The following is a 25530-nucleotide window of genomic DNA, read 5'->3' on the forward strand; positions in this document are numbered from 1 at the left end:
ATGCATAAACAAAAGGAAATCAAAATGAAAACTTATAAAAGCAAAAACCAAAGCAAAAACAAATTTGCTCTGGTTTAATTATTTATTTTTGTCCTTTAATCTGTATCGGATTTTCAGGACGAGACAAAATTTTAATTATTTATGAACAAGTTCAGCTCCGAAAACCTCTGCAAAATGCTTTCTGATCTTTGCTTTCAGGTCTTCCATTTCTTCAGGAGAAAGTTCTCTCTCAAGTTCTCTTTTTACAGAAGTCACCTGCTTGTCTTTAATCCCGCACGGAACAATATATTCAAAATACCGCATATCCGTATTCACGTTCAACGCAAAACCATGCAGGGTAACCCATCGCGAGGCTTTTACACCCATCGCGCAGATCTTTCTGGCATAAGGTTTTCCCACATCCAGCCATACACCGGTTTCTCCCGGGGAACGCTCACCTTTAATACCGAATTCACCAATAGCCCTGATGATCACTTCTTCCAGGTTTCTCATATACAGATGAATATCTGTAAAGAAATTTTCAAGATCCAGAATAGGGTAGCCAACGATCTGTCCGTATCCGTGATACGTAATATCTCCGCCACGGTTCACTTTCACGAAAGTAGCGTCTATTTCCTTCAGCTTGTCGATACCTGCAAGCATATTTTCTTCATGACCGCTTTTCCCCAATGTATAAACGTGAGGATGCTCTACCAATAACAGGTGATTTGGAGTCGTGATGTGCTGCTCAGCCGGCAAATCACGGTTTTTTATCTTGGTATCAATGATATTTTTCATCAGGCTTTCCTGGTAATCCCAGGCGGGCTGATATTCTTTTATACCCAGATCTTCAAATTCTACCGATTTATTTTGATTTGTATTCATACGTTGATGTCTGTTTTCTTGCAATGGTTATATGAAACTGTAATTCCAAAACCATTTTTTGACATACAAATTTAGTGAATTTTACCCTTTTACAGCATGGATAAAATCTATGGCAGCATTCTTCCAGTCTTTATGGTTCAATAAGGTGTTAACGAAAGCTGTTCCTATAATTCCGCCGGCAGCTTTTTCCGTGACATTTTCAAAATCATCTTTGGATTTGATTCCGAAACCGATCATCACAGGATTTTTAACAGGAAGAGAGGCCAGCCTAGACAGATAGTTTTCATTTTTCAGAACAGCATTGTCATTTCCTGTCGTAGATGAAGAGCTTACTGCATACAAAAATCCGGAACTTAAAGAATCTAGATACAGAATTCTTTCATCAGAAGTTTCGGGAGTAACGAGAAACGTGAAATTAAGGTTGTATTTTTTTAAAATCTGCTGATAATTGTTTTCAAATTCAATAGGTGGCAGATCAGGAATGATCAGTCCTGAAACTCCGCTTTCCGAACATTCACGACAAAACTCGTCAAATCCAAAACTCAAAACAGGATTGATATATCCCATCAGGATAACGGGAATGTGAATGTCATTCTTTACTGTTTTCAGCTGTGAGAACAATTTTTCAATGGTCATTCCGTTCTTTAAAGCCAGTTCGTGTGCCTGCTGAATCACCGGACCGTCTGCTACAGGATCAGAATATGGCATCCCGATTTCCATCATGTCAGCTCCCGAATTTTGAATCAGTTGTATAACGTCAGCGGTATCTTCCAGTTGCGGAATTCCTGCTGTGAAATATATATTTAGTTTTTTCATTGTTATAATAGATGTTAGAAGTTAGAGATTAGAAGTTAGTTAGAGGAGTATTATAAATTGAAGCTGTCAAAAGACTAATTTCTAATCTCTAACTTCTAATTTCTTTTAAATACGTTTCCATATCCTTGTCCCCACGTCCGCTCAGGCAGATGACAACAATATCGTTTTCACCGAATTTCTTTTTATTTAAGACAGCCAGAGCATGTGAGCTTTCCAGTGCAGGAATAATTCCTTCCAGTTTTGTTAATTCAAAAGCAGACTGTAAAGCTTCCTCATCATTGATGCTGAAAAATTCTGCCCGTTTTTCCTTGAACAGATGAGCATGGAAAGGCCCGATTCCCGGATAATCAAGTCCCGCAGAGATAGAATGAGGTTCAATCACCTGTCCGTCCTCGGTTTGCATCACAAGGCTTTTGCTTCCATGAAGAACACCCAGGGTTCCCAAAAAAGTTGTGGCTGCAGATTTTCCGGAATCTACGCCCAATCCGCCAGCCTCTGCGGCAATAATCTTCACCTCTTGTTCTTCGACGAAATGATAAAAAGTTCCTGCAGCATTGCTTCCTCCGCCTACGCAGGCAATTACGTAATCAGGGTTTTCTCTTCCGGTTTTCTCTTTCAGCTGTTCTCTGATTTCCTTTGAGATAATGCTTTGAAACCGGGCCACCAGATCAGGAAAAGGATGAGGTCCTACCACGCTTCCAATCACGTAATGGGTTGTTACAGGATTGTTGATCCAGTCTCTAAGAGCTTCATTGACTGCGTCTTTCAGGGTTTTGGAGCCTGAGGTTGCCGGAATCACTTCTGCACCCAGCATTTTCATTCTTGCTACATTAGGAGCCTGTCGTTGGATATCGATCTCGCCCATATAAACGATACATTCCAGCCCCAGTAAGGCGCAGGCCGTAGCCGTTGCCACGCCGTGCTGCCCGGCTCCAGTTTCTGCAATAATCCTTGTTTTTCCAAGTCGTTTTGCCAATAAAACCTGCCCCAAAGCATTGTTGATCTTATGGGCTCCGGTATGGTTGAGATCTTCTCTTTTCAGATAAATCTGAGTATGGTATTTCTGACTTAAATTCTTAGCAAAATAGAGTGGTGTCGCACGTCCGACATAATTTTTAAGCAGGTCCTGATACTCATCCTGAAACTCTTCAGACTCTATGATCTTCAAATAGTTTTTCTGCAGCTCCTCTACATTAGGATAAAGCATTTCAGGGATGAAAGCACCTCCGAATTCACCATAATATCCGTTTTCATTAGGGTTTTTATAATTCATAGTATTATTTTTTAGCAATTAAATAAGCATTTTTTTCCGGGCTAAGCTGTCTGAGGAGTTCCCGGGTTTCTCCGGACATATTAAAAATCAAAATATCATCGTCTTCAGAGCTGATCCATCTGTTTTCACTAGTTTCAAGAATAGTTTTAGCCTTGTTTTCCAGAATTTCAATATTACATTTTTGATAAAAAGGTCTCAAATCAGCATAACAGAAGCCAATGGTTTCAATTTTCCTCTGAATCATATTTTCTTTAAAAACATGAACAATTTGTGACCCATATCCTCTTTTTTTCTGAGCAGAAACCAATCCTACAGCCTCAGCAAAAGGATACTGCTTTCCGGAGATCTCTAAGACAAAATCAAGGTTAAGCCTGATTATTGCCAGTATTTCATTTTCAGATCCTGATATGAAATGAAATTCCGAGTTTTTAAAGGAGCTGCGGAAGTCTGATGGGGGCATTCCGCTCCACTCAGGGACATCCCAAAGGCTTAAAATGTGTTGCGTTTCGTGATCCGTTAATTCACTTGACTTTTTAATTTGATAATTCATCGGTTAAACTGTTGATAAATTCTATATTATAATTCCGCTGCTGTCTGGTGATCAGTTTTTTATGATGAAGCAATTCAATTTTACTCATCAGGTCAATTAAGGTGGCAACATCTATCTTTGAATCATACATGGTAACGGCAATTTCCAGATTGTCAATTAAGAAATAAGGATCGGAATCTTCATAAAGCAGAAAAATTTTAGCATAAATCTTTCCCAGATCGTATTTTACATTCGTTTTGACGTGGTTATCTAAAAACTTATCAGATATAATCACAAGATAATAGCTGTTCCACAGACTGATTCTTTCAAAGAAATACTGGATATCATCACCATCAAAAATTTTGATAATATCTATAAATTCCTGTAACTGTTTGTCCATAGTCCAGTTCTCTGCATCGCTGTCATTCTGTGAAACAAAATTGTACAGAGCCTGAATTTTTTCATTCCCGAATTTAGGCGGAAATAAGGTTTTATAAAATGTTTTTTTAAGCAGATGTATGTTCATCATCTTTGTGTGTATTTTTTAGCAGTTCTTTCAGAACGCTTTCGAAATTAATTTTCTTATTTTTTCCAGGTCTTTAATTCCCGGTGCCAGTTCAAACTTTGAATTAATATCTACCACAAAAGGCTTCTTGTCCAAAAGACTGATATTTTCAACGTTCTCTTCTGAAATTCCACCGCTCAGAAAATAGGGAAGTGGAATTTCCATCTTATTCAGGACCGTCCAGTCGAACTGTTTTCCTGTACCTCCGAACGCCTTGCTGTCTGTATCGAAGAGAAAATAATCGACAACTGAAACATGTGAGCTGATTGTTTTTTCTATTTTTTCCTTCGTTTCTTCATTATTGCTTCCGATCCTGATAACCTTTATAATTTTAATTTCCGATCTGATATTTTGTTGTAATCTGATCACAAAATCTTCATTTTCATCACCGTGAAGCTGAATAAGATTCAATCCTGCTTGTTCTGCAATATCTGTAATGATACCGATTTCTTCATTGACAAAAACTCCCGTCTTTCCCGGATGACTGATTTTCGAAATATCTTCCAGACTCAAATGATTCAAAACATATCTTGGCGATTTTTCATAAAAAATAAAACCGAGAAAATCTGTTTTCATAGGAATCAGTTCGTGAATCTGTTTTAATTGAGTCAATCCACACACTTTTAGTTTTGGCCGCAGGTTTTTATTCATTGCTAGATTGATAAACTGTTACTTTGCTACATTAGAAACAAATTCAGCGAATTTGTCTCCCGGATCTTCATTCTTCATAAAGTATTCTCCCATCAGAAAACCGTCAAATCCTTTTTCCTTTAAATATTTAAAATCTTCTATAGTATAAATGCCGCTTTCTGCAACAGACAGAACATTTTTCGGAAGCTGATCTTTTAAAAGAACGGAATGCTGAAGATCAACCTTAAAATCCTTTAAATTCCGGTTATTGATACCGACAAGATCAATTTTAGAATTGAAATGTCCCAGCTCGTCTTCTGTATGAATTTCCAGAAGGACTTCAAGATCCAGCTGATGCGCCAGTTCTGTAAATTCCTGTACCTGGCCGGGAGACAGGCAGGCTGCAATCAGTAAAACAGCATCCGCGCCAATGCTTTTGGCTTCATAAAACTGATATTCATCTACCATAAAATCTTTCCTGAGAACAGGAATATGGATATGGTTCCTTATATTTAAAATATCATCAGAACTTCCTCCAAAAAAATCAGTGTCAGTCAGAATAGAAATTCCGGATGCTCCAAAATTTTCATAGGCAGAAACCACTTCCAAGGGCTGAACCTGATCATTAATAATTCCTTTTGAAGGAGATTTTCTTTTAAACTCGGCAATAATTCCGCTTTTGTTTTTTACAGATTCTTTTAAAGAAAAACTTTGCCTTCCAAAAAATTCAGAATTCTTCAGATCATCAATTGAAATTTTCGCTTTCGAAACGGCAATTTCTTCTTTTTTTCTTTCAATAATTTTATCCAGTATTGTCATTGTTTAACTAGAAGTTAGAAGTTAGAAATTAGAAGTTAGATGTGCGGGAGAATAGTTTAAGATTTTCACTATAACTGACAACAAGCACAAGCAACTAATTAATTATCAGGTATTAGCCATTCACCAGTAATTCAAGGCTTCTTAATGCTTTTCCGCTTTCGAGGCTTTCTTTTGCCAGTGCAAGGCAATCTTCATAGGTTCCGAATTTCTTAGTGTGGAAAAGAGCGGTTGATGCATTCGCGAGAACCACCGCGTTTTGTTGTTCCGAGCCTTTTCCTTCCAGAATATTTCTGAATATTTTTGCTGACTCCTGAGGAGTTTCACCGGCTTTGATACTTTCGGGACTTACAGATTCAAATCCCAGATCTTCAGCAGAATAAATTTCTTCACCGCTTTTTGTAATAATCTTGCTGTCCTGCGTAAGGCTTATTTCATCATATCCGTCCAGGCCGTGTACAAGAATAAACTCCCGTTCTTCTTTCTGCAGAAGGTATTGGTAGATTCTTGCAATTTCCAGATTATACACCCCGATTACGGAATATTTCGGCTTGGCAGGATTGACAAGAGGGCCCAGAAGATTGAAAAATGTTCTCAGTCCTAAAGCCTTCCGTAAAGCACCGACAGACTGTAATGCAGGATGGAAATAGGGAGCATGCAGGAAGCAGATATTGGCTTTCTCAAGATCTTTATTCAGCTGATCTGAATTATTTTTAAACTGATAGCCAAGCTCTTCCATCACATTGGATGATCCGGTGGTAGCAGAAGCTCCATAGTTTCCGTGTTTGGCCACCTTCTGACCGGTTCCTGCAACGACAAAGCTCGCCAGAGTGGATATATTGATCGTATTTTTTCCATCGCCACCGGTTCCTACGATATCCAGGGTATCTTCAAAATTAAGATGTACAGGAACTGCCATTTGCAACAGGGCTTCCCTGAAACCTTTCAGTTCTTCTAAAGTAATATTCCGCATCAGAAAAACGCTGATAAAGGCTGTAACTTCTGCATCATTGAATTTATTCTGGGCGATTTCGATCATCGTAGCCTTTGCCTCAGATTTGGACAGGGTTTGATGGTTAAACAGGTATTGGAGGATCTCTTTCATCTGTGGGGCTTTTATAGGGTTGGGTGTTTCTGTAGTTTTCAAGGTAAAAGGAAATTTCTGATAATAACTTCTCCATCAGGAGTTAAAATGCTTTCAGGATGGAACTGTACGCCGTGAACATCATAGGTTTTATGCTGCAATGCCATGATCATTCCGTCCTTGTCTACAGCCGTGATTTCAAGTTCTTCAGGAAAACCTTCCGGATTCACTGCCCAGCTGTGGTATCTTCCCACTTCCATTCCTGAAGTCAGATTCCTGAAAATTTTGGTATTTTCTTTCACCAGTTCGGCAGAAGTAGCCACACCATGAAAAATTTCAGAAAGATTGATCAGGTTTCCTCCAAACGCTTCAGCAATAGCCTGCTGTCCGAGGCAGACGCCTAAAATACTTTTTGTAGGTGCATATTCTCTGATCAGATCCAGCAAAATTCCTGCTTCTTCGGGAATTCCCGGGCCCGGGGAAAGGATAATTTTATCATACTTCCCGATCTCTTCCAAACTGATCTGATCATTTCTTACCACGTCCACTTTTTGATCCAGAATTCTTTCGATAATCTGGACAAGGTTGTACGTAAAGCTGTCGTAGTTATCAAAAACCAGAACTTTCAGTTGTCCATTGGCTGCCGGTTGATTTATATCGTTGTTCATTTTTTGTTTTTTAATTGTTGGATTGCTCTTAGCTCAACACTATTTTACCCGCTTTGTCGACTGCTTTTTTCAGAGCATTCAATTTATTATTCACTTCCTGAAGCTCATTTTCAGGGACAGATTTTGCGACCAATCCTGCTCCTGCCTGGTAATAAAGCGTGTTGTTTCTGCTTAAAAAGGTACGGATCATAATCGCCTGGTTGCAGGTGCCATTCAGTCCGATCATGCCGATACATCCGCCATAATAGCCTCTGGAATCCTTTTCATACTGATCGATCAGCTGAAGAGCTTTATGTTTGGGTGCCCCGCTTAAAGTTCCCTGAGGAAAAGTTGCTGAAACCATATCCAGAGGATTGAGGTTTTCAGGAAGATCAGCTGTGACTTCACTTACCATATGAATAACATGCGAGAAAAGCTGGATCTCCTTTAGTTTGGTAACGGTTACGTTTTTGCCCAGTTTTCCGAGATCATTTCTTGCCAGATCTACGAGCATGGTATGTTCTGCATTTTCTTTCGGATCATTTTTTAAAGCTTCAATAGACTGGAGATCGGTTTCCAGATGCCCGGTTCTTTTGAAAGTTCCTGCAATAGGATGAATGATGGCTTTATTGTCTTTAATAATCAGCTGGCTTTCCGGACTGGAGCCGAATAATTTATAGTCTCCGTAATCGAAAAAGAAAAGATAGGGAGAAGGATTGATATTTCTAAGGGCACGGTATACGTTGAATTCGTCCCCTTTGAATTTCTGTTCAAATCTTCTGCTTAAAACGAGCTGGAAAACATCACCTCTCATACAGTGTTTCTGCGCCGTTTTTACCAGCTCAATGTATTCTTCATCCGTAAGATTAGAGGTTTCGCTGCCGGTTTTTTCGAAAGGATAAACCGGAGTATTCTGATTTCTGATCAGGTTTTCCAACAGATAAAGTTCAGATTTTAATCCAGGGATTTGATTTTCAATGATATGCATCTCGTCATTGTAATGGTTGATGGCAATAACGTATTGGTATAATCTGTAACGCAGAATCGGAATCTCTACTTCCGGGCTCTGTGGCTTTAAGCTGATGTCTTCAAAAAACTGTACGGCTTCAAAACTGGTATATCCAAAAAGACTCTGAGCGGTCTGTTCAATAGGATCATGAGTGATTTCACATTCGAAAATACTCTGAAATTCATCAAAAATATCAGTGATATTGCGTTCGCCTATCAGCTGCTTCACAGGATCTGAACCCGGTAACTTGATTTCAAATTCAGTAAGATTCTTAACCTCAATTCCTGCAACGGCATTCACTGCAATAAATGAGAAATTATTGTCAATATTCTTAGAATCTGAACTTTCCAAAAGAATAGTATCCCGGAACCGGTCTCTGATCTGAAGATAGATATTCATGGGAGTATAAAGATCTCCCAGTGTTTTTTTGGAATCGGTTTTTATTTTTATTTTCTGAGTGGTCATCTGACTTGTATTTTTTGTTTGGATGAAATAAAAAAAGCTTCAACGGAATCCGTCAAAGCCTATATATTGTATATTTATTATTTTGCTATCTCGTTAGCAACATGACAATACCTTCAGACCCGACGAAGAGTTTGAAAGCCACCACCAAATATTGTTGCTCATATTAAACATGTGACAAATGTAGAGATTTTTTTAATATAAAAACAAAAAAAGGCCAAAAATAAAATAACTTAAAATGTAGATGCCTTATTCAAGCTGCTTCAGCTCCTTTTTTAATTCCTCAATTTTTGTTCTGTATTCCTCACTGTCATAGGATTTTACATAATCTTCCAAAGCAGAAATATATTCTTCAATGAATTCCTTATTGGTTCTGTCGGCCTCATATTTGATCTTCGCAGAGTTTACCGGAGCCATTTTTTCATACTTTAGTAAGGCATTTCCTTCTTCAGACTGATAATAAAGAATCACCATGTTTTTTTCATATCCCGGAATATATTTTACAGGAAAATGCTGTTCCATCCTTGGAATCCTGATGGCATTTTCAATAGGGTAGATTGCGGCACTCGTCGTGGAGAAATACGTTGAGGTATATTTTCCGTCTTGCTTTTTTACAATGGCTTCATAATCATGAATGTACATGTCATTCAGCGTGGAATTGGTTTCCACATCAGAGGTAATGACAGCTGTACTTTCTACACCGTATTTATTTAAAAACCAGGCATTCAGATACTGTCCGGCAACACCGTTCAGAATAGCAAGAGGAAGAATTGGTGCCAGGAACCATGCCTTTTTTGTCACGAATGAAAGCAGACCAAAGAACATCAGAAGTATGATCACCGTGTAAAAACCATGATGACTGGTGAAAAACAGAATTTTGGAGATAAAAATCATTTGATGAGCAAGCTATTTTTTACTAAGTTAAAAAATTTAAACAGATAAAAAACATATAGCGAAAATTAACTTTCTTACCGGAATTTTGTATTATAATATTTTAAATGTTTAATTCCAACAAGCAACATTAAGAGTCCCAAAAATCCAAAAAATGCAATTGCTAGATAATTATTGTTTTGATTTACTTTAATATAATCATTTAAAGATAAATATTCTGTGTTCTTACTATGAAGTTCCACAATACTTATATTGTTTTTGTGTAAATACTTTTCCGGAAATGGAATCTTTTCTGATTTTAATATTTTTCTGTTATACTGATGCTTTTCGATAAAAAGGCTAATTGAGTCTCCCAATTTATTTTCAGTCACAAATTCTTGGTAGTATATTTGGCTCATAGAGACGCTTCCAATTATAAAATTAATTTCAGGATACTCATTTAATTTGATCGTTAAGAAATTACCTCCCCTTCTTCCTCTATTTATTTTAAAATCTTTTAAAAGTCCTTTTATTTCGGTAATGCTGTTTGTATTTGGCAATTTGGATAAAGAATATTTAATTGAAACGAAGAGAAAAATAAAACTCAAAATGAATAAAACCCAGATAAGTTTACTATTTAACTTTTTTTCTTTATTGTAATTATAGTTGTTATTCATTTTTGATTTATCTGATAAACGGAAGTGAAATTAACAACGTATGGAGATTTAACATCCGGATATTATATCTGAAAAATGATCTTTTAGTTATAATATCATTTTTTTTAATACAGCAAAAATATTATTAAATGGGAAAATGTCATTAATTCCAAAGCTTATTTTTTATATTTTTGTGTAAATTTTATAGAAAAAATAATGAGAAAAGTATTAGCACTTGCATTTATCGGAAGTTTATTCGTCGTAAACTGTTCTAAGAAACCGGAAAATAATTTACAGGACAGCAACACTATGCTTGAAGAACCTGAGGCTACAACTGTGGTGGATTCTACAGCTAAGAAAGTAACTCCGGATGCATCCACAACACCTGCACCAGCTACTCCTGAAGCCGCTAAAACAGATTCTGCTGCAGCAAAAAAATAATGAAGAAATTCCTTTTGGCAGGAACTATGGGATTGTTGATCCTTTCCTGTTCTAAAAAAGAAAATACGGAGGTGCCGAGTATGCCTTCCGAAACATCCGCTGTTTCGGAACCGGTAAAGACTAATCTTTCAGGTGACCAGATCATCGAAACATTAGACTGTTCAGGATGCCATGCCGTCAATGAGAGAATGATAGGACCTTCTTATAAGGAAATCGCAGAAAAGTATTCTGAAAAAGATATTGAACTGCTGGCTTCCAAGATCATAGAAGGGGGAAGCGGAGTTTGGGGTGGCGTTCCGATGGCTCCTCATCCACAGGTATCTAAAGAAGATGCTAAAAAAATGGTAGAATATATTCTGAGTCAGAAAAAATAAATATGGCTACCGAAAAATCCAGTCTGCACACAAGAAATCTGCATCGCAATCCCTATGATTTTGATCAGCTTATTTCTTGTGTGCCAGAACTGAAACACTATGTCTTCGTCAATGCTTATGAAACAAAGACCATTAATTTTAGTCTTCCCAAAGCGGTAAAACTGCTTAATCAGGCATTACTTTTACATTTTTATCATATCAAAAACTGGGATATTCCCGAAACCAATCTATGTCCTCCTATTCCCGGACGGGCTGATTATATCCACTATATCGCCGATCTTATCGCCGAATACCAACCTGAAATCCCGACAGGAGCTTCTGTGTCTGGTTTAGATATCGGAACAGGCGCAAACCTTGTTTATCCTTTACTGGCTCACAGATCTTATGGCTGGAAAATTTTTGGGACAGATATTAATAAGGATTCTTTGGAAAATGCACAGCATATTTTAGATCAAAATCCAGATTTGTTACCTGTTATTCAATTAAAACAACAGTCTGATCCCAATCATATCTTTAAAAATATCATTGAATCTGGTGACCGTTTTACATTTTCTATGTGTAATCCTCCTTTCCATGATTCCGAAGAATCTGCGCTAAAGGGAAATCTCAGAAAAACAAAGAATATCAATACATCAAAGTCTAAAAAGCCTCTCCTTAATTTTGGCGGACAGCAGGCAGAATTGTGGTGTGAAGGTGGAGAAATTGCTTTTATCTCAAAAATGATTGAAGAAAGTACTCTGTATTCCTCCCAGATCCTTTGGTTTACATGCTTGGTATCTAAAAAAGATAATCTTTATAAATTGACCACACTTTTAAAGAAGGTCAAAGCATTAGATGTCAAAACTATTGATATGGCTCAGGGACAAAAAGTGAGCAGGATGCTGGCCTGGACATTTATTCCTGAGAAGGAGAGGAAGGGGTGGATATAAAAATGTCAATGGTCAATTTTTGCTGCGCAAGTCAAAGGTCAATGATAATCCTACCAAAAAAATCATGGTGAAGCAGATTCACCAGTGATAATTCACGCTTAATCCGCTAATAGTCAGTGATAATTTCCGCCGGCAAGCAAATTCACAATTCATAATTGACAAATCACTAAAAATGCCTAAATTTGTACGCTTTTAGAAAAATAAGAAATGCAATTATCAGAACAAGAAATCATTAGAAGAGAAAAGCTGAATAAGCTTACTGAAATGGGAATTAATGCATTCCCTGCGGAAGAGTATACGATTACAGATACTACAGAATCTATAAAACAGGATTTTTCTGAGAATAAACAGGTGAAGATCGCTGGTAGATTGATGTCCCGCAGAATTCAGGGGAAGGCTTCTTTTGCTGAATTGCAGGACTCTAAAGGGAAGATCCAGGTTTATTTTAACAGAGACGAAATCTGTCCGGGTGAAGATAAAGAGCTTTATAATGAAGTCTATAAGCACCTTTTGGATATCGGTGATATTATCGGTATCGAAGGAACTTTATTCACTACTCAGGTAGGTGAAATGACGATTTTGGTAAAAAACTTTACGCTTCTTACCAAAGCTTTACGTCCGCTTCCTCAGGCAAAAACTGACGAAAATGGAGTAGTGCATGACGGATTTACAGATCCTGAACTGAGATACAGACAGCGTTATGTAGATTTAACGGTTAATCCGCAGGTAAAAGAAATCTTTGTAAAAAGAACAAAGATGTTCAATGCGATGAGAACTTTTTTCAATGATGCCGGATACTTTGAAGTGGAGACCCCTATTTTACAGTCGATTCCGGGAGGAGCGGCAGCAAAACCATTTATCACGCATCACAATGCTTTAGATATTCCTTTATATTTAAGAATTGCGAACGAACTATATCTGAAAAGACTGATCGTCGGAGGTTTTGACGGGGTATATGAGTTCTCTAAAAACTTCAGAAATGAAGGAATGGACAGAACGCACAATCCTGAATTTACAGCTATGGAGATCTATGTAGCTTACAAAGATTACAACTGGATGATGGATTTCACGGAGAAACTTCTGGAATTCTGTGCAGTTCAGGTGAATGGAAGTGCGGAATCTACTTTCGGAGAGCATACCATCAATTGGAAAGCGCCTTATCCAAGAGTTTCTATGACGGAAGCGATCCAAAAATATACAGGTTTCGATATCACCGGGAAGACTGAAGAGGAACTGTTTGATTTTGCTAAATCTATCGGAATTGATGTAAATGAAACGATGGGTAAAGGAAAGCTGATTGATGAGATCTTCGGTGAAAAGTGTGAAGGAAACTTTATACAGCCGACTTTCATTACGGATTACCCGATTGAAATGTCTCCATTAACCAAGAAACACAGAAGCAAAGAAGGCTTAACAGAGCGTTTTGAATTAATGGTTTGCGGAAAAGAGATTGCCAATGCATATTCCGAGTTAAATGATCCTATTGATCAGAGAGAGCGTTTCGAATCCCAAATGGCTCTATCCGAAAGAGGGGACGATGAAGCAATGTTTATCGACCAGGACTTCCTGAGAGCACTGGAATATGGAATGCCTCCAACTTCCGGATTAGGAATCGGGATGGACAGACTGATCATGTTCCTTACAAACAACGCATCCATCCAGGAAGTATTATTCTTCCCTCAGATGAGACCTGAAAAAACTGTTCCTCAGATTGAATTGGGTGAGGATGAAAAGGTGATTCTTGAGATCCTTAATTCTCAGGAAGAACCGTTTACTTTAGCCGAAGTGAAAGAAAGAAGCCAGTTATCCGGTAAAAAATGGGATAAAGCATCTAAAACTTTGACTAAGAATAATCTTGTGAAAGTGGATAAGATTGATGAGGTTCTTTTGATGAAACTGGCATAAGCTTTTAATATAAAAACAAACAAAAACCGGTACAGAATCATTCTGTACCGGTTTCTTTTTTCCATTTTCGCAGCTGTGTCCTGAAATTCTTAAAAGGAGCAGCAGTATTGATATGTATCCATTTCCAGACTGGCCATTTCGCAGGTGTTGTAGCCCATTCTCTCTGTTCAGGAACAAATAGAGTTTCGTGATCAAGAGTTTTAATCCATTCTATAATTTCATTGACCTGATTTTTCAGAATCTCTCTTTGTTGGAGAAGGCTTAAAGCTCCATATTTTTTATAAAAAGATTCATATAATCCGCCTAAATTATTCCACTTATAACCCGGTGCCGGAGTCTGTACTTTTATGCCTTCCTTTTCATCCGATTCCCATTGCAGCAGAAGATGGGTCCATCCAAGCTGATACGATATATTCTGTGAAGGACTTTTATCAATTCCAGGTTTCAGTATGTCTTTTTTGTCTTCAGAAATATCATCAAACTCTTTATCATAAAGCAGATAATACTGTTTTATTGCTTCAATAAGTTCTGTCTTGTCTTTGTACTGTACCATATTATTTTCTCTGTCTGCTGAACGAGGCCATCAGATAAAACAAAAACGGAAGAATAAACAAAGAGCCGAGCATCAATGCCCAACCTAGGGCATTAATAGTTTTCGGAGGTGCCATATGTTCCAGAAGCGAAAGGTGCTGCCCATTTCCCAGTAAGATAATATCAGGATTATGCTGGTAAGTAGCGGCAACCAGAATCATGACCATTTGGAATCCTGCCAGTGCGCGTACAGGAAGCAGTTTCCGCTGATGCAGAGCACGAAGGATCAGTCCCAAAGCTACTGTAGCAAAAGATATCGCCATAACGCCTAATGGCTTTGAAAAGACCCACATTACAAGAGGAATATCAGAAATATAAGCTGTCAGAAACACCAACATCCCTGTGATCACTACAAATACCATGGTCTGTCTGGATTTTTTGATCATCAGGGTAAGATCAGCCTTATCGCGCGTTTCTCTTAATGAAAATATAGAGGCTAAATAAGCACAAAGCGCTACTGTAAAAAGACCTACGGAAACCCCAAACCAGTTCAGCCAGCTGAAAATATATAGATCTAAAAATCCAACTGCATCAGGATTGATAGAATGTGAAACGGTAGCGGCTGCAATTAATCCTAAGAAGAAAGGGGTCAACAGGCTTGCATAATAGAAAATCTGGGTATATAAAACCTGCCAGTTATCTTTCACAGCATCATAATGTCTGAATGTAAAGGCTGTTCCCCTTGCAATAATCCCTAAAAGCATCAGTACCAATGGAATATGGAGATAGGTCGACATGGTCGTGTAAATCTCAGGAAATCCTACAAAAAGGATAACGATCGCAATGATCAGCCACATATGGTTGGCTTCCCATACCGGTGCAATGGACTGATACATGATCTGCTCTGTTTTGTGACGGGCTTTTTTATGGGTGAAAAGCTCAACAATTCCGGCTCCGAAGTCAGCGCCGCCCAGAATGATATAAAGGCAGATAGAAAGCCACAGAAATCCTATAACAACGTAGATCATGATTTTTTGTTTTTATCGTTAAACTGAGCGTCTGTAGGGTCATAAAGTTTAGGAACCATCTGGATCTGTCTCCTCAAAAGGAAGATAATAATCAGTGATAATGATACAAAGATGGCCGTAAAGAAGTAAAATGAATACTGTATTCCCGGCATAGGTGTTACAGCATCTGCCGTTTTCATAATTCCATAGATAATCCATGGCTGTCTTCCGACCTCGGTCACTGTCCATCCCGCTTCCAGGGCGATATATCCGAAAGGTGTTGCGATCAGAAATGTTTTTAAAAGCCAGTGTTTATTCAGCCATTCCTTTTTGAAAAAGAAAGCATACAGGTAAATACTTCCGATGATGATCATGACCACGCCGAAGAAGATCATAATTTGAAAAGCGTAATGGACAACAGCTACCGGAGGCCATTCATCACGTGGGAAATCATTTAATCCTTTTACTTCGTGGTTGAAATCATTGCTCACCAGGAAGCTTAACACTTTTGGAATTTTTACTGCATATTTCACCTCTCCTTTTTCTTCATCAGGAATTCCGCCAATAACGAAAGGGGCTCCTTTTTCAGTTTCAAAATGAGCTTCCATTGCAGCAAGTTTAATAGGCTGTCTTTCTGCAACGGATTTAGCAGCTACATCACCACTTAAGGGAGCTCCAAATGCCCCAATTAATGCAAATCCTGCCGCAATCCTGAATGCTTTTGTATGGAATTCCACATTTTTTTTCTTCATGATTAAAAAGGCATGAACTCCTGCTACGGCAAATCCTGTTGCACAGAATGCCGCGACCGTCATATGAAGAGCCTGCGGGAACCATGCATCATTAAACATAGCCTTTATAGGATCTATATTGGTATATTGTCCGTTGATATAATCAAAACCTGTTGGTGAATTCATCCAGGCATTAGCTGCTACAACAAGAATTCCGGAAGCCAGTCCGCTCAGACCGACTAGAAATCCGCAGAACCAATGAAACCATTTATTGAATTTTTCCCAGCCATAGAGAAAGAATCCAATGGCAATAGCTTCAATAAAAAATGCAGTTCCCTCAAGAGAAAACGGCATTCCGAAGATGGGTCCGGCGTGTTTCATGAATCCCGGCCACAGAAGGCCAAGCTCAAAAGAAAGCATGGTCCCCGAAACGGCACCGGTGGCAAAAAGAATAGCAACTCCCTTGCTCCAGGCTTTTGTGAGGCCTTTATATACTTCGTTATTGGTCTTAAGGTATTTCCAGTGGGCAAAGGCCATCAGAAAAGGCATTACCATTCCCACACAGGCGAAAATGATATGAAAACCCAGCGACAAGGCCATCTGCGCGCGGGCTGCAATAAAATCATCCATACGATCAACTTTTGAGTAAATAAATTTAAGGATAAATTACGGATGTATAATATGATTTAATACAGTTGAGGTTTGAGAAATAGATAATAACTTTAATCCTTTTTTCTAGTGGAATAATTTTCTTTTTTTCACTAAAAGCCCTGTCTTTTTTTGACATATTTTAACTTTCATAAGTCGAAAAAAATCACGATATTTGTAGGTCTTTGCATTACGCGAAATTATTAATTTTTATATGAGTCAAAAACAATATACAGCTAGCAGTATCCAGGCCTTAGAAGGAATGGAACACGTACGATTAAGACCATCAATGTACATTGGAGATGTAGGAGTAAGAGGTCTTCATCATTTGGTTTATGAAGTAGTAGATAACTCTATTGACGAGGCTTTGGCGGGGTATTGCGATACCATTTTGGTAACCATCCACAAAGGAGAGAGTATCTCTGTAAAAGATAATGGTAGAGGTATTCCTGTAGATTTTCACGAAAAAGAACAAAAATCTGCTTTAGAGGTTGTCATGACTAAAATTGGAGCAGGTGGAAAATTTGATAAAGATTCTTACAAAGTATCCGGAGGTCTTCACGGAGTGGGAGTATCTTGTGTGAATGCACTTTCTACTTTATTGGTGGCTACAGTAAGCCTTAACGGAAAATTATATCAACAGAAATATTCAGAAGGTAAAGCCCTTGCAGATGTTGCTGAAATAGGAACTACGACTGAAAGAGGAACAGAAGTTTTCTTTCAGCCGGATGCTACGATCTTTCAGGAAACTGTTTACAACTATGATACCCTTGCAACAAGGTTACGTGAACTGGCTTTCCTTAACAAAGGAATTACGATCACTCTTGTTGATGAAAGAGCAGAGAACGAAGACGGATCTTTCGCAATGGAAGTTTTCCATTCAGAAGGAGGTTTAAAGGAGTTTGTTGAATTTATCGACGGAAACAGAGAATCTATCATGGAGAATGTGATCTTCATGGAAGCAGAAAGAGATGATATTCCTGTAGAAGTTGCGATGCGTTATAATACGTCATTCAGTGAAAACCTTCACTCTTACGTTAATAACATCAATACGCATGAAGGGGGAACCCACCTGGCCGGTTTCAGACGTGCTTTAACAAGAACACTGAAGAAATATGCCGATGATCTGGGAATTCCTGCTAAAGAAAAGGTAGAAATTACAGGAGACGATTTCCGTGAAGGACTGACGGCTGTAATTTCTGTAAAAGTAATGGAACCTCAGTTTGAAGGACAGACCAAAACAAAATTAGGAAACTCCGAAGTTTCAGGGGCTGTAGATAAAATAGTAGGGGAAATGCTTACTAACTTCTTAGAGGAAAACCCTAATGAGGCGAAAATTATCGTTCAGAAAGTGGTTTTAGCTGCCAAAGCAAGACAGGCTGCTAAGAAAGCCCGTGAAATGGTTCAGAGAAAATCTCCGATGGGAGGTTCAGGACTTCCGGGAAAACTGTCTGACTGTTCATCTAAAGACCCGGCAGAATCTGAATTGTTCCTTGTGGAGGGAGATTCCGCAGGTGGAACTGCTAAGCAGGGTAGAGACAGACATTTCCAGGCTATTTTACCTTTGAGAGGTAAGATTCTGAACGTTGAAAAATCTATGCTTCACAAAGTATATGATAACGAAGAGATTAAGAATATTTACACCGCTCTTGGAGTTTCTGTAGGAACCGAAGAAGATAGTAAAGCCCTGAATATGGCTAAACTGAGATATCATAAAGTGGTGATCATGACCGATGCTGATATTGACGGGTCTCACATTTCTACGCTTATTCTTACCTTCTTCTTCAGATTTATGAAGGAACTTATTGAGAACGGATATATTTATATCGCTCAGCCGCCTTTATATTTATTAAAGAAAGGAAACAAGAAAATGTACGCTTACAACGAGAAAGAGCGTGAAGAATTTACTCTGGAAATGGCTCCGGACGGAAAAGGCGTAGAAGTTCAGCGTTATAAAGGTCTTGGGGAAATGAACCCTGAGCAGCTTTGGGAAACCACCCTGAACCCTGAACACAGAATTTTAAAGCAGGTAACGATTGATAATGCAGTAGAGGCTGATAGTATCTTCTCAATGTTAATGGGTGATGAGGTACCGCCAAGAAGAGAATTTATTGAGAAAAATGCAAAATATGCAAAGATTGATGCATAATTCTTAATAAAAATATATTTAAAAAAGCTTCTAATATTTAGAAGCTTTTTTTATATTTGGTGAAAACCAATAAAAATTAATACTATGTTAACTCTTTTACAAACAGATCCTTATGATGGGGTCGATGCAATGTCGGGTGCAGCAGCTGCAGGACTGGGAATGGGGACTATGATTTTCGGATTGCTTATCTATATATTTTATGGATACTGTATGTATAAAATATTTCAGAAGGCAGGAAGGGAAGATGCGTGGGCCGCTTTTGTACCCATCTATAATATGATTGTGCTGCTGGATATTGTCAAGAAACCAATATGGTGGATCATTTTATTTTTCATTCCTTTTGCTAATATCTATGCGTCATGGGTGGTTAATGACAGACTGGCAAAAGCTTTTGGAAAGGAAACTCCGGTTTATACCCTTCTTTTGTTTTTCTTTGGATTTATTTTCATCCCTGTTCTTGCTTTCAGCAGTGATCAATACGACAGCAACAGAATTCCAAATGACCAATAATCAATAACTTAAAAAGATAAAAAGACTTCAGAAATGAAGTCTTTTTTTATGTCTTCATTCACAGATTGAAATTTTAAATATAATGTTGTAAAATAATTTCACAGGAAAATAATAAAAATATCCTTATTTAGAGATATAAACTATTAAAATTATAATATAAAGTGACATTGATGATGAAGTATTTTCTAATAGTATTGTTATTTATATTAAAATAAAAAATTAACATTTATTAAGATTTTTATTATTTTTGCCCAACTTTAATAACCATGATGAAAATTATAATTATTGGGGCCTTATCTACAGCCTCTTTATATTTTGCACAGACTTACCCTGTATCTGCTATTCCTGAAAATCTGAAGAAAAATGCCAATGTTGTAATCAGAAAGGATTTTACAACAGCTCAGATTAATAAAATTGATGAAATTAAATATCAGCATAATACAGTAATTACAGTTTTAAATAAGGACGGCGATTCTAAAGCGCAGGTTTATATTCCCTATCAAAAAGGAGACAATATTTCTGATGTAAAAGTTACTGTGTATGATGAATCCGGAAAGAAAGTAAAAAGCTTTTCAAAATCAGATTTTGGTGACTTTGCCAACAATACCCAAGGTGTATTTTATTCAGACAACAGAATTTTGGCATTGCCCTATACTTCTGCGTATTATCCGTATACCATTGATTTCTCGTATCAGATCACGAATGAGAACACCATTTTTATTCCGGATTTTATGCCGTTCTCCTCTCCCAACACAGCTTTGGAAGATGCAGAGTTCAAGGTGATCAATAAATCCGGGATTGACCTTAAAACCAAAACTTATCCGTCGAAATATAACTATACTTCTGTGTCCATAGCTGACAATGGCACAGAAAAAACCTATTCCTATAAAAATGTCCCGGCAATAGACGATGCCCTGATGCTTCCTCAGCCCGAAAAGATCTTGCCTAAAGTAAGCTTTGCCCTGGCTAAATTTAATTTAGAAGGCAAACAGGGAACATTGAACACTTGGACAGATTTTGGAACCTGGTATTATACTAACCTGGTAGAACCTGTTGCTGCCTCTACTCCTGCCATTAAAGCTGAGGTGGCTGCTTTGAAACTGGAAGGAACAACGGAGGAAAAAGTGAAAAAGATCTATCAGCACATGCAGTCGAAAACCAGATACATATTTGTTGGATTGGGAATCGGAGGATGGCTGCCTATGTTTCCGGATGAAGTTCAGAAGAAAGGATATGGAGACTGTAAAGGCCTTACCAATTATATGAAAACCTTATTGAATGAGGCTGGAATTCCTTCTCATTACTGCGTGATCAATTCCGGCTCATCGCAGGTGTCCTTCGATCCGGATTTTCCATCTATGGGTGGGAATCATGCGATCCTGATGGTACCTACGGAAAAAGGAAATATCTGGCTGGAAAATACTTCGCAGCAGATTGCTTTTAACCATTTGAGCTACAGTACCGCTGACAGAAATGTTCTTGCTGTCACCAAAAAAGGAATCGAACTTATCAATACACCTACCTATACAGCCGAACAGAACAGGGAAAAACAGATTTTAAAAATTAATCTTACAGAAGACAACAGCATCAACGGAGAAATCCAGTTTGCTTATACCGGAAGTCAGTATGATAATAATTTGCCTTACGTTTATTTATCACCAAAGGAAAGAATTGAGGCCATGAAATCAAGATTTGATGTTCTGAGTTTTGAAAAAGTTGAAATGAAAGATTTTGTCAATGATAAAGACCATGCAGTGATAAAATTCAACATGGATTTTAAGGCGAATAATTACTCCAAAAATACAGGAACGAACTTAATTTTCAGGGCAGTGCCTATTTTCGCCAACAATTATTATAAATCAGATGAAAATAGAGAGCTTCCCTTTGAAATAGGACAGTCGTTCCAGGATGAATATGAAATTAATTTTATCATTCCAAAAAATTATAAAATTGACGAAGTTCCGGAGAATGTTACCATCAATTCTGAATTTGGAACCTATCAACTGAATATTGTAAAAAACGGCGAATCGTTGAAAGTGACACGATTCATTAAAATTAACAAAGGAATATTCCCTAAAGAAAAATATAACGACTACGTAAGCTTCAGAAAAAAGACACTGAATACCGATAATTCCAAAATTTTACTGACTAAAATTTAACCATGAAAAAAATAATATTAACAGCATTCTTCTTCGGAACTTTGCTTCATATAAACGGCCAGAAGCATGAATTTCTTGATCCCCCTAAATTTAACAATGCTGATCTGTCCAAAACAAAATCAACACTGGATGAAAATGCCCCGGCGGAAATTTTATATAAATCAATACACTTTGATATTGATACCTCTACAGGAGATCTTAGGAAAAAGGTTTTTTACAGAGTGAAGATCTATGATAAAGATAAAGCAGAAGACTGGTTGAATCTTGAAATTCCGCTACACAAAAGTAATGGTGGGCATGAAGAGATTTTAAATAAAATGAAAGCTTTCGTATATAATCTCGAAAACGGAACTGCAGTTGCTACGAAAGTAGATAAGAGTTCAAAATACAAGAGCAAAGAAAGCAAATATACAACCATTACCAAATTTGCTTTTCCCAATGTAAAGAACGGATCGGTTATAGAATACCAGTATGAAGTTTCATCACCCTTTTTATATTCAGTTCCACAGATCATCATAGAGTCTGATGCTCCTTCACTGTATACCGAATATATTCTGGACAGCCCTTTGCATATAGCTTATAATGTAAACTATACAGGCTCACTGTCTCCAAAATACAGAACGGTGGAAGAAAAAAACATGTACGGAATGCCGTTTAAAACCTATAGGTTCGCGTATGAAAATCTGAAAGGATTCAAAACTGAAAAGTTTGTGAAAAATGACAGGAATTACCGTACAAAAGTAAGTGCAGAGCTGCATTCCACTAATTTTAGAGAACTTAAGATGCATTCCTCTTCCTGGGAAGAAATCAAAGAAAAGCTGTATAAAGACGAAGATTTTGGCGAAGAGCTGAAAAAAACGAAACTGGTTAAAGAAAATGTATCAACACTTATTTCTGGCCTCAATTCCGATGCTGAAAAAGCCGATGCCATTTTTAATTATGTAAAAAATACATTCACCTGGAACAAAGACAGAGGAATTTATACAGAAGACGGAATAAAGAAACTGATAGAAACCAAAACCGGAAATGCTGCAGAAATAAACCTTTTGCTTGTCATGATGCTTAGAGAAGCAGGGCTGAAAGCAGATCCTCTTGTTATTTCCACGGTAGACAACGGTTTGATCAACCTGACTTCTCCCAGCATAGTCGGGATGAATTTTGTTATTGCAACTGTTAAAATAAAAGATGCTCTTAATCTCTATGATGCCACTTCAAAGCAGTCGTCAATGAATAATCTGCCTCCAAGAGACTGGAATCAGTATGGTGTTCTCATGGCTAAGGATAAAGCCGCGCTGATGCAGATGGGAAATACGACAACCAGTTTCAATTATCTTACCACAGAAGCAAAAATCAATGAAGATGGCAGTATTTCCGGAACATATTCCGATAAGGATACCGGTTCATATGCCATGTTTGCCAAGGAAAGCTATGACGAAAATGCTGAAAAATATAAAAAGCAGTATAAAGAAAACTTCTCCATAGATTTTACGGGAATTGATACCAAAACTCTGGAAAATGGAGATTTCGAAAGTACAATGAAATTCTCTTCAGACAACCTGATCGATAAGATCGGGAAGAAAATGATCATCAATCCAATGCTTTTCCTGAGCAAAAATTCCAATGAATTTGATCAGACCGAGGAAAGAAAATATCCCATCGACTTTATTTCTTCAATTACTAAGGTGAAAAAAGTAACCCTTGAAATACCGGAAGGCTACATCATAGAAGCAATGCCTAAAAGTAAAAAGATCGTAACAGAAGATAAAGAAATTGAGTACAGCTATATTGCCGAGCAGAAAGGTAATAAACTTGAAATAATCTCTACTACAAAAATTGCCAGTCCGGACTATCCTAAAGAATATTATCCTGCATTCAAACAGATTTGGGGAACTGCCTCAAAAAGTGAAAACCAGGTGATAAGCCTGATTAAAAAATCATAGAGGAGAGTTTTCTGAGACCAATTATGGGATCAAATACAAATAATTTTGCAAAACCATTCATTTTTGAATGGTTTTTGCATTCACACCCAAAAGATATAATTATGAAAAACACCATTGCCGTTCTGGCAGTTTCTTCCCTCCTTGTTTTTTCAGCCTGCAAAAAAGGAGAAAATACAAGTCTACCTGATCAGACAGAAACTTCTCAACCGGAAAAATTCATAGTGGATTCTGTGAAAGTGAGCGACTCCTCAAAGATTGCAGATTCATTAACCATAGCCTTCGCTTCCAAACTGCTTGTTTTTCCAACGCTGAAAGACAAACAATTGCTGGACAGTATCTATTTTCAAAATAAAGGAATCAAAGACTTCTCTAAAAAAGGACTGCAGGCTTTTCTGGATGGTGAGAAAAATAAATATTTCAGTTCTGTAAAAAGTGACAGTAAAGACTGGCTTTCGGGCATTTCCTATGCACAGAAATGGTATACAAATACCCAGATGAACCTGGTTTCAACTGATAATGATTATATGCATATTGGATATGCATGGAGTTCCTATGAAGGTGGTGCCCACGATAATTATGGATTTTCAGAAAGGATTTTTGACCTTAAAAACAATAAAAAGCTGGAACTTAAAGATATTACTTCAATGCCAAAAGCTCAACTTGAAGCTGTATTGATGAAGAATATTAATAAAGTACACAGCGGGACAACAGACGGTGAAGGCGAAGTGAAGAATTCAGATATGCTGCTGGTAGAAGTCATTCCTGCTACAGATAATTTCTACTTTGACCAGAAAAATCTCTACTTCCATTACAGTCCGTATGAAATTACCGCTTTTGCAGCCGGAGATATTGTTATTCCTGTATCCTGGGAAGAACTGAAAGGAACACTGAATGCAGAATTCAAAGAAAGAATGAAAATAAAGTAAATTAATGCTTCCGGATCTGGAAGCATTTTCTATTTTTGCGGTAATGGAAAAAGTAGCTTTTATCATTAATCCTTTTTCGGCCAAAAAAAATTATCAGCCGTTTCTTGACGAACTTCAAAAAAAGGTTGACAATCCTTTGTATTATATCTCCGAATCTATTCCGGCGACAGATGATTTTATCAGAGCAAATTTTGATCAGATTGATATTTTTGTGGCCATAGGAGGGGACGGAACTATTTCAACCGTGGCAAGAAATCTTATTAATACGGATAAAATTCTGGCCATTTTTCCAGCCGGATCAGGCAACGGCTTTTCCAATGAGACCCAATTCAGTAAAAACCTCGATGAGCTTTTAGAAAAAATTAAAACGAGAGCATCCAGAAAGATTGATACTTTTACCGTTAATGACAGACTGTCTATCAATGTTTCAGGAACCGGATTTGACGGAAAAGTAGTTAAAGAATTCGAAAAAACCAACCGGGGATTCAAAAACTATATCAAAGTATCCCTGAAGACATTTTTCAATTATAAACCTATCAAGGTTAAATTTTTTGATGAAGCCTATCAGCAGTACAATGGGAAATACCTGATGCTGAATATAGCCAACACACGCCAGTTTGGAAACAATGCTTATATTGCTCCTAATGCAAGTAAAAGTGACGGATTAGTAGATATGGTGCTGGTAAAGAAATTTCCGCTGACCTATTCCGCTCTTTTTGCTTTCAGGATGTTTACCAAAAGACTGAAAGACGATGAATATGTAACTTATCTGCCCGTTTCGGAGATTTCATTTAAAGTAACGACCAAAAACTGGCATCTTGACGGTGAATTCAATAAGATAAAATCACCCGTTCATGTAAAAGTTTTACCAGCCAGTCTGAATATTTTGATTTGATTTTTCAGTTTTGAGAAGAACGAAACAGTGAAGCAATCTCAAAAATAACATAGTAAGGAAGCTGGAAGGGGAAGTTATTGAGGACGTAAAATTTAATTATACTTCGGTATTAATTTCTTCAAGACTAATTAATTTAATTTTAAGAAATTATTAGCCCAATAGTA

The 25530-nt window shown here is 37.5% G+C and carries 25 protein-coding genes; 10 read left to right on the top strand and 15 right to left on the bottom strand.

Features of this window, described 5'->3' with window-relative positions; translation table 11 throughout:
- Window positions 1–135: 135 nt before the first annotated feature.
- The 12 genes from lipB to J4Q03_RS19780 form a co-directional block, all read right to left on the bottom strand.
- Window positions 136–864 carry a lipoyl(octanoyl) transferase LipB gene (lipB, locus tag J4Q03_RS19725; RefSeq protein ID WP_426049824.1) on the bottom strand — a complete coding sequence of 243 codons (729 nt, stop codon included), beginning with the start codon at window positions 862–864 and terminating at the stop codon, window positions 136–138.
- An 81-nt stretch (window positions 865–945) separates the two neighbouring features.
- Window positions 946–1680: a tryptophan synthase subunit alpha gene (gene trpA, locus J4Q03_RS19730; RefSeq protein ID WP_426049825.1), complete on the bottom strand. Its 735-nt coding sequence runs from the start codon at window positions 1678–1680 to the stop codon at window positions 946–948.
- 88 nt (window positions 1681–1768) lie between these two features.
- On the bottom strand, window positions 1769–2953 hold the full coding sequence (trpB, locus tag J4Q03_RS19735; protein WP_426049826.1) for a tryptophan synthase subunit beta: 1185 nt from the start codon (window positions 2951–2953) through the stop codon (window positions 1769–1771).
- Window positions 2954–2957: 4 nt separating this feature from the next.
- A complete protein-coding gene (locus J4Q03_RS19740) occupies window positions 2958–3503 on the bottom strand; it encodes a hypothetical protein (RefSeq protein WP_426049827.1) in 546 nt (181 codons plus the stop codon).
- Window positions 3487–4011 carry a hypothetical protein gene (locus J4Q03_RS19745; protein WP_426049828.1) on the bottom strand — a complete coding sequence of 175 codons (525 nt, stop codon included), beginning with the start codon at window positions 4009–4011 and terminating at the stop codon, window positions 3487–3489. Before J4Q03_RS19745 ends, J4Q03_RS19740 begins: the two co-directional genes overlap by 17 nt.
- 27 nt (window positions 4012–4038) lie before the next feature.
- Entirely contained in the window at window positions 4039–4698 is a 660-nt protein-coding gene (locus J4Q03_RS19750; RefSeq protein ID WP_426049829.1) for a phosphoribosylanthranilate isomerase, read from the bottom strand.
- 18 nt (window positions 4699–4716) lie between these two features.
- Entirely contained in the window at window positions 4717–5496 is a 780-nt protein-coding gene (gene trpC / locus J4Q03_RS19755) for an indole-3-glycerol phosphate synthase TrpC (RefSeq protein WP_426049830.1), read from the bottom strand.
- Between the two features lie 112 nt (window positions 5497–5608).
- Complete coding sequence (gene trpD / locus J4Q03_RS19760) at window positions 5609–6598, bottom strand: anthranilate phosphoribosyltransferase (RefSeq protein ID WP_426049875.1); 990 nt, start codon at window positions 6596–6598, stop codon at window positions 5609–5611.
- A gap of 38 nt (window positions 6599–6636) precedes the next feature.
- Complete coding sequence (locus J4Q03_RS19765; RefSeq protein WP_426049876.1) at window positions 6637–7206, bottom strand: anthranilate synthase component II; 570 nt, start codon at window positions 7204–7206, stop codon at window positions 6637–6639.
- 67 nt (window positions 7207–7273) lie between these two features.
- Complete coding sequence (locus tag J4Q03_RS19770) at window positions 7274–8698, bottom strand: anthranilate synthase component I family protein (protein ID WP_426049831.1); 1425 nt, start codon at window positions 8696–8698, stop codon at window positions 7274–7276.
- A 246-nt stretch (window positions 8699–8944) separates the two neighbouring features.
- Window positions 8945–9589: a hypothetical protein gene (locus J4Q03_RS19775; RefSeq protein WP_426049832.1), complete on the bottom strand. Its 645-nt coding sequence runs from the start codon at window positions 9587–9589 to the stop codon at window positions 8945–8947.
- 74 nt (window positions 9590–9663) lie between these two features.
- Window positions 9664–10242, bottom strand: a complete 579-nt coding sequence (locus J4Q03_RS19780; protein WP_426049833.1) for a hypothetical protein — start codon at window positions 10240–10242, stop codon at window positions 9664–9666.
- 195 nt (window positions 10243–10437) lie between these two features.
- Between J4Q03_RS19780 and J4Q03_RS19785 the strand changes: the two genes are divergently transcribed.
- The 4 genes from J4Q03_RS19785 to lysS all read left to right on the top strand — a co-directional run bounded on the left by J4Q03_RS19785 (window position 10438) and on the right by lysS (window position 13870).
- Window positions 10438–10662 (top strand): hypothetical protein, encoded by a 225-nt coding sequence (locus J4Q03_RS19785; RefSeq protein ID WP_426049834.1) that lies wholly within the window; start codon window positions 10438–10440, stop codon window positions 10660–10662.
- The gene (locus J4Q03_RS19790) at window positions 10662–11036 is read left to right on the top strand and encodes a c-type cytochrome (protein ID WP_426049835.1); all 375 of its coding nucleotides are present in this window, start codon (window positions 10662–10664) and stop codon (window positions 11034–11036) included. The genes J4Q03_RS19785 and J4Q03_RS19790 overlap by 1 nt, the downstream gene beginning before the upstream one ends.
- 2 nt (window positions 11037–11038) lie before the next feature.
- Complete coding sequence (gene rlmF / locus J4Q03_RS19795) at window positions 11039–11965, top strand: 23S rRNA (adenine(1618)-N(6))-methyltransferase RlmF (protein WP_426049836.1); 927 nt, start codon at window positions 11039–11041, stop codon at window positions 11963–11965.
- Between the two features lie 207 nt (window positions 11966–12172).
- Window positions 12173–13870 carry a lysine--tRNA ligase gene (lysS, locus tag J4Q03_RS19800; RefSeq protein ID WP_426049837.1) on the top strand — a complete coding sequence of 566 codons (1698 nt, stop codon included), beginning with the start codon at window positions 12173–12175 and terminating at the stop codon, window positions 13868–13870.
- Window positions 13871–13907: 37 nt separating this feature from the next.
- Here lysS and J4Q03_RS19805 read toward each other — a convergent pair whose 3' ends face one another.
- From J4Q03_RS19805 to J4Q03_RS19815, 3 genes are read right to left on the bottom strand one after another with little or no spacing between them, the layout of a single operon-like run.
- Entirely contained in the window at window positions 13908–14423 is a 516-nt protein-coding gene (locus tag J4Q03_RS19805; protein WP_426049838.1) for a ClbS/DfsB family four-helix bundle protein, read from the bottom strand.
- Between the two features lies 1 nt (window position 14424).
- Window positions 14425–15429, bottom strand: a complete 1005-nt coding sequence (locus J4Q03_RS19810; protein ID WP_426049839.1) for a cytochrome d ubiquinol oxidase subunit II — start codon at window positions 15427–15429, stop codon at window positions 14425–14427.
- Window positions 15426–16769: a cytochrome ubiquinol oxidase subunit I gene (locus J4Q03_RS19815; protein WP_426049840.1), complete on the bottom strand. Its 1344-nt coding sequence runs from the start codon at window positions 16767–16769 to the stop codon at window positions 15426–15428. The genes J4Q03_RS19810 and J4Q03_RS19815 overlap by 4 nt, the downstream gene beginning before the upstream one ends.
- A 232-nt stretch (window positions 16770–17001) precedes the next feature.
- Here J4Q03_RS19815 and gyrB point away from each other — a divergent pair, with 232 nt between their 5' ends.
- The 6 genes from gyrB (at window position 17002) to J4Q03_RS19845 (ending at window position 25366) form a co-directional block, all read left to right on the top strand.
- Window positions 17002–18936, top strand: coding sequence for a DNA topoisomerase (ATP-hydrolyzing) subunit B (gene gyrB, locus J4Q03_RS19820; RefSeq protein WP_426049841.1), 1935 nt, complete (start codon window positions 17002–17004; stop codon window positions 18934–18936).
- An 84-nt stretch (window positions 18937–19020) separates the two neighbouring features.
- Window positions 19021–19446, top strand: a complete 426-nt coding sequence (locus J4Q03_RS19825) for a DUF5684 domain-containing protein (RefSeq protein ID WP_426049842.1) — start codon at window positions 19021–19023, stop codon at window positions 19444–19446.
- Between the two features lie 266 nt (window positions 19447–19712).
- Window positions 19713–21605 (top strand): DUF3857 domain-containing protein, encoded by a 1893-nt coding sequence (locus tag J4Q03_RS19830; protein WP_426049843.1) that lies wholly within the window; start codon window positions 19713–19715, stop codon window positions 21603–21605.
- 2 nt (window positions 21606–21607) lie between these two features.
- The gene (locus J4Q03_RS19835; RefSeq protein WP_426049844.1) at window positions 21608–23545 is read left to right on the top strand and encodes a transglutaminase-like domain-containing protein; all 1938 of its coding nucleotides are present in this window, start codon (window positions 21608–21610) and stop codon (window positions 23543–23545) included.
- Between the two features lie 101 nt (window positions 23546–23646).
- Window positions 23647–24471 (top strand): RsiV family protein, encoded by an 825-nt coding sequence (locus J4Q03_RS19840; RefSeq protein WP_426049845.1) that lies wholly within the window; start codon window positions 23647–23649, stop codon window positions 24469–24471.
- 4 nt (window positions 24472–24475) lie between these two features.
- Window positions 24476–25366, top strand: a complete 891-nt coding sequence (locus tag J4Q03_RS19845) for a diacylglycerol/lipid kinase family protein (protein ID WP_426049846.1) — start codon at window positions 24476–24478, stop codon at window positions 25364–25366.
- The last annotated feature ends 164 nt before the right edge of the window (window positions 25367–25530 follow it).

The organism is Chryseobacterium sp. NFX27, from assembly GCF_049887855.1.
Classification (GTDB): domain Bacteria; phylum Bacteroidota; class Bacteroidia; order Flavobacteriales; family Weeksellaceae; genus Chryseobacterium.

What these genes read in the sequence shown, in the direction of transcription:
- lipB (WP_426049824.1), bottom strand. Translation starts at nt 864, where the DNA reads ATGAATACAAATCAAAATAAATCGGTAGAATTTGAAGATCTGGGTATA.
- trpA (WP_426049825.1), bottom strand. Translation starts at nt 1,680, where the DNA reads ATGAAAAAACTAAATATATATTTCACAGCAGGAATTCCGCAACTGGAA.
- trpB (WP_426049826.1), bottom strand. Translation starts at nt 2,953, where the DNA reads ATGAATTATAAAAACCCTAATGAAAACGGATATTATGGTGAATTCGGA.
- J4Q03_RS19740 (WP_426049827.1), bottom strand. Translation starts at nt 3,503, where the DNA reads ATGAATTATCAAATTAAAAAGTCAAGTGAATTAACGGATCACGAAACG.
- J4Q03_RS19745 (WP_426049828.1), bottom strand. Translation starts at nt 4,011, where the DNA reads ATGATGAACATACATCTGCTTAAAAAAACATTTTATAAAACCTTATTT.
- J4Q03_RS19750 (WP_426049829.1), bottom strand. Translation starts at nt 4,698, where the DNA reads ATGAATAAAAACCTGCGGCCAAAACTAAAAGTGTGTGGATTGACTCAA.
- trpC (WP_426049830.1), bottom strand. Translation starts at nt 5,496, where the DNA reads ATGACAATACTGGATAAAATTATTGAAAGAAAAAAAGAAGAAATTGCC.
- trpD (WP_426049875.1), bottom strand. Translation starts at nt 6,598, where the DNA reads ATGAAAGAGATCCTCCAATACCTGTTTAACCATCAAACCCTGTCCAAA.
- J4Q03_RS19770 (WP_426049831.1), bottom strand. Translation starts at nt 8,698, where the DNA reads ATGACCACTCAGAAAATAAAAATAAAAACCGATTCCAAAAAAACACTG.
- J4Q03_RS19775 (WP_426049832.1), bottom strand. Translation starts at nt 9,589, where the DNA reads ATGATTTTTATCTCCAAAATTCTGTTTTTCACCAGTCATCATGGTTTT.
- J4Q03_RS19780 (WP_426049833.1), bottom strand. Translation starts at nt 10,242, where the DNA reads ATGAATAACAACTATAATTACAATAAAGAAAAAAAGTTAAATAGTAAA.
- J4Q03_RS19785 (WP_426049834.1), top strand. Translation starts at nt 10,438, where the DNA reads ATGAGAAAAGTATTAGCACTTGCATTTATCGGAAGTTTATTCGTCGTA.
- J4Q03_RS19790 (WP_426049835.1), top strand. Translation starts at nt 10,662, where the DNA reads ATGAAGAAATTCCTTTTGGCAGGAACTATGGGATTGTTGATCCTTTCC.
- rlmF (WP_426049836.1), top strand. Translation starts at nt 11,039, where the DNA reads ATGGCTACCGAAAAATCCAGTCTGCACACAAGAAATCTGCATCGCAAT.
- lysS (WP_426049837.1), top strand. Translation starts at nt 12,173, where the DNA reads ATGCAATTATCAGAACAAGAAATCATTAGAAGAGAAAAGCTGAATAAG.
- J4Q03_RS19805 (WP_426049838.1), bottom strand. Translation starts at nt 14,423, where the DNA reads ATGGTACAGTACAAAGACAAGACAGAACTTATTGAAGCAATAAAACAG.
- J4Q03_RS19810 (WP_426049839.1), bottom strand. Translation starts at nt 15,429, where the DNA reads ATGATCTACGTTGTTATAGGATTTCTGTGGCTTTCTATCTGCCTTTAT.
- J4Q03_RS19815 (WP_426049840.1), bottom strand. Translation starts at nt 16,769, where the DNA reads ATGGATGATTTTATTGCAGCCCGCGCGCAGATGGCCTTGTCGCTGGGT.
- gyrB (WP_426049841.1), top strand. Translation starts at nt 17,002, where the DNA reads ATGAGTCAAAAACAATATACAGCTAGCAGTATCCAGGCCTTAGAAGGA.
- J4Q03_RS19825 (WP_426049842.1), top strand. Translation starts at nt 19,021, where the DNA reads ATGTTAACTCTTTTACAAACAGATCCTTATGATGGGGTCGATGCAATG.
- J4Q03_RS19830 (WP_426049843.1), top strand. Translation starts at nt 19,713, where the DNA reads ATGATGAAAATTATAATTATTGGGGCCTTATCTACAGCCTCTTTATAT.
- J4Q03_RS19835 (WP_426049844.1), top strand. Translation starts at nt 21,608, where the DNA reads ATGAAAAAAATAATATTAACAGCATTCTTCTTCGGAACTTTGCTTCAT.
- J4Q03_RS19840 (WP_426049845.1), top strand. Translation starts at nt 23,647, where the DNA reads ATGAAAAACACCATTGCCGTTCTGGCAGTTTCTTCCCTCCTTGTTTTT.
- J4Q03_RS19845 (WP_426049846.1), top strand. Translation starts at nt 24,476, where the DNA reads ATGCTTCCGGATCTGGAAGCATTTTCTATTTTTGCGGTAATGGAAAAA.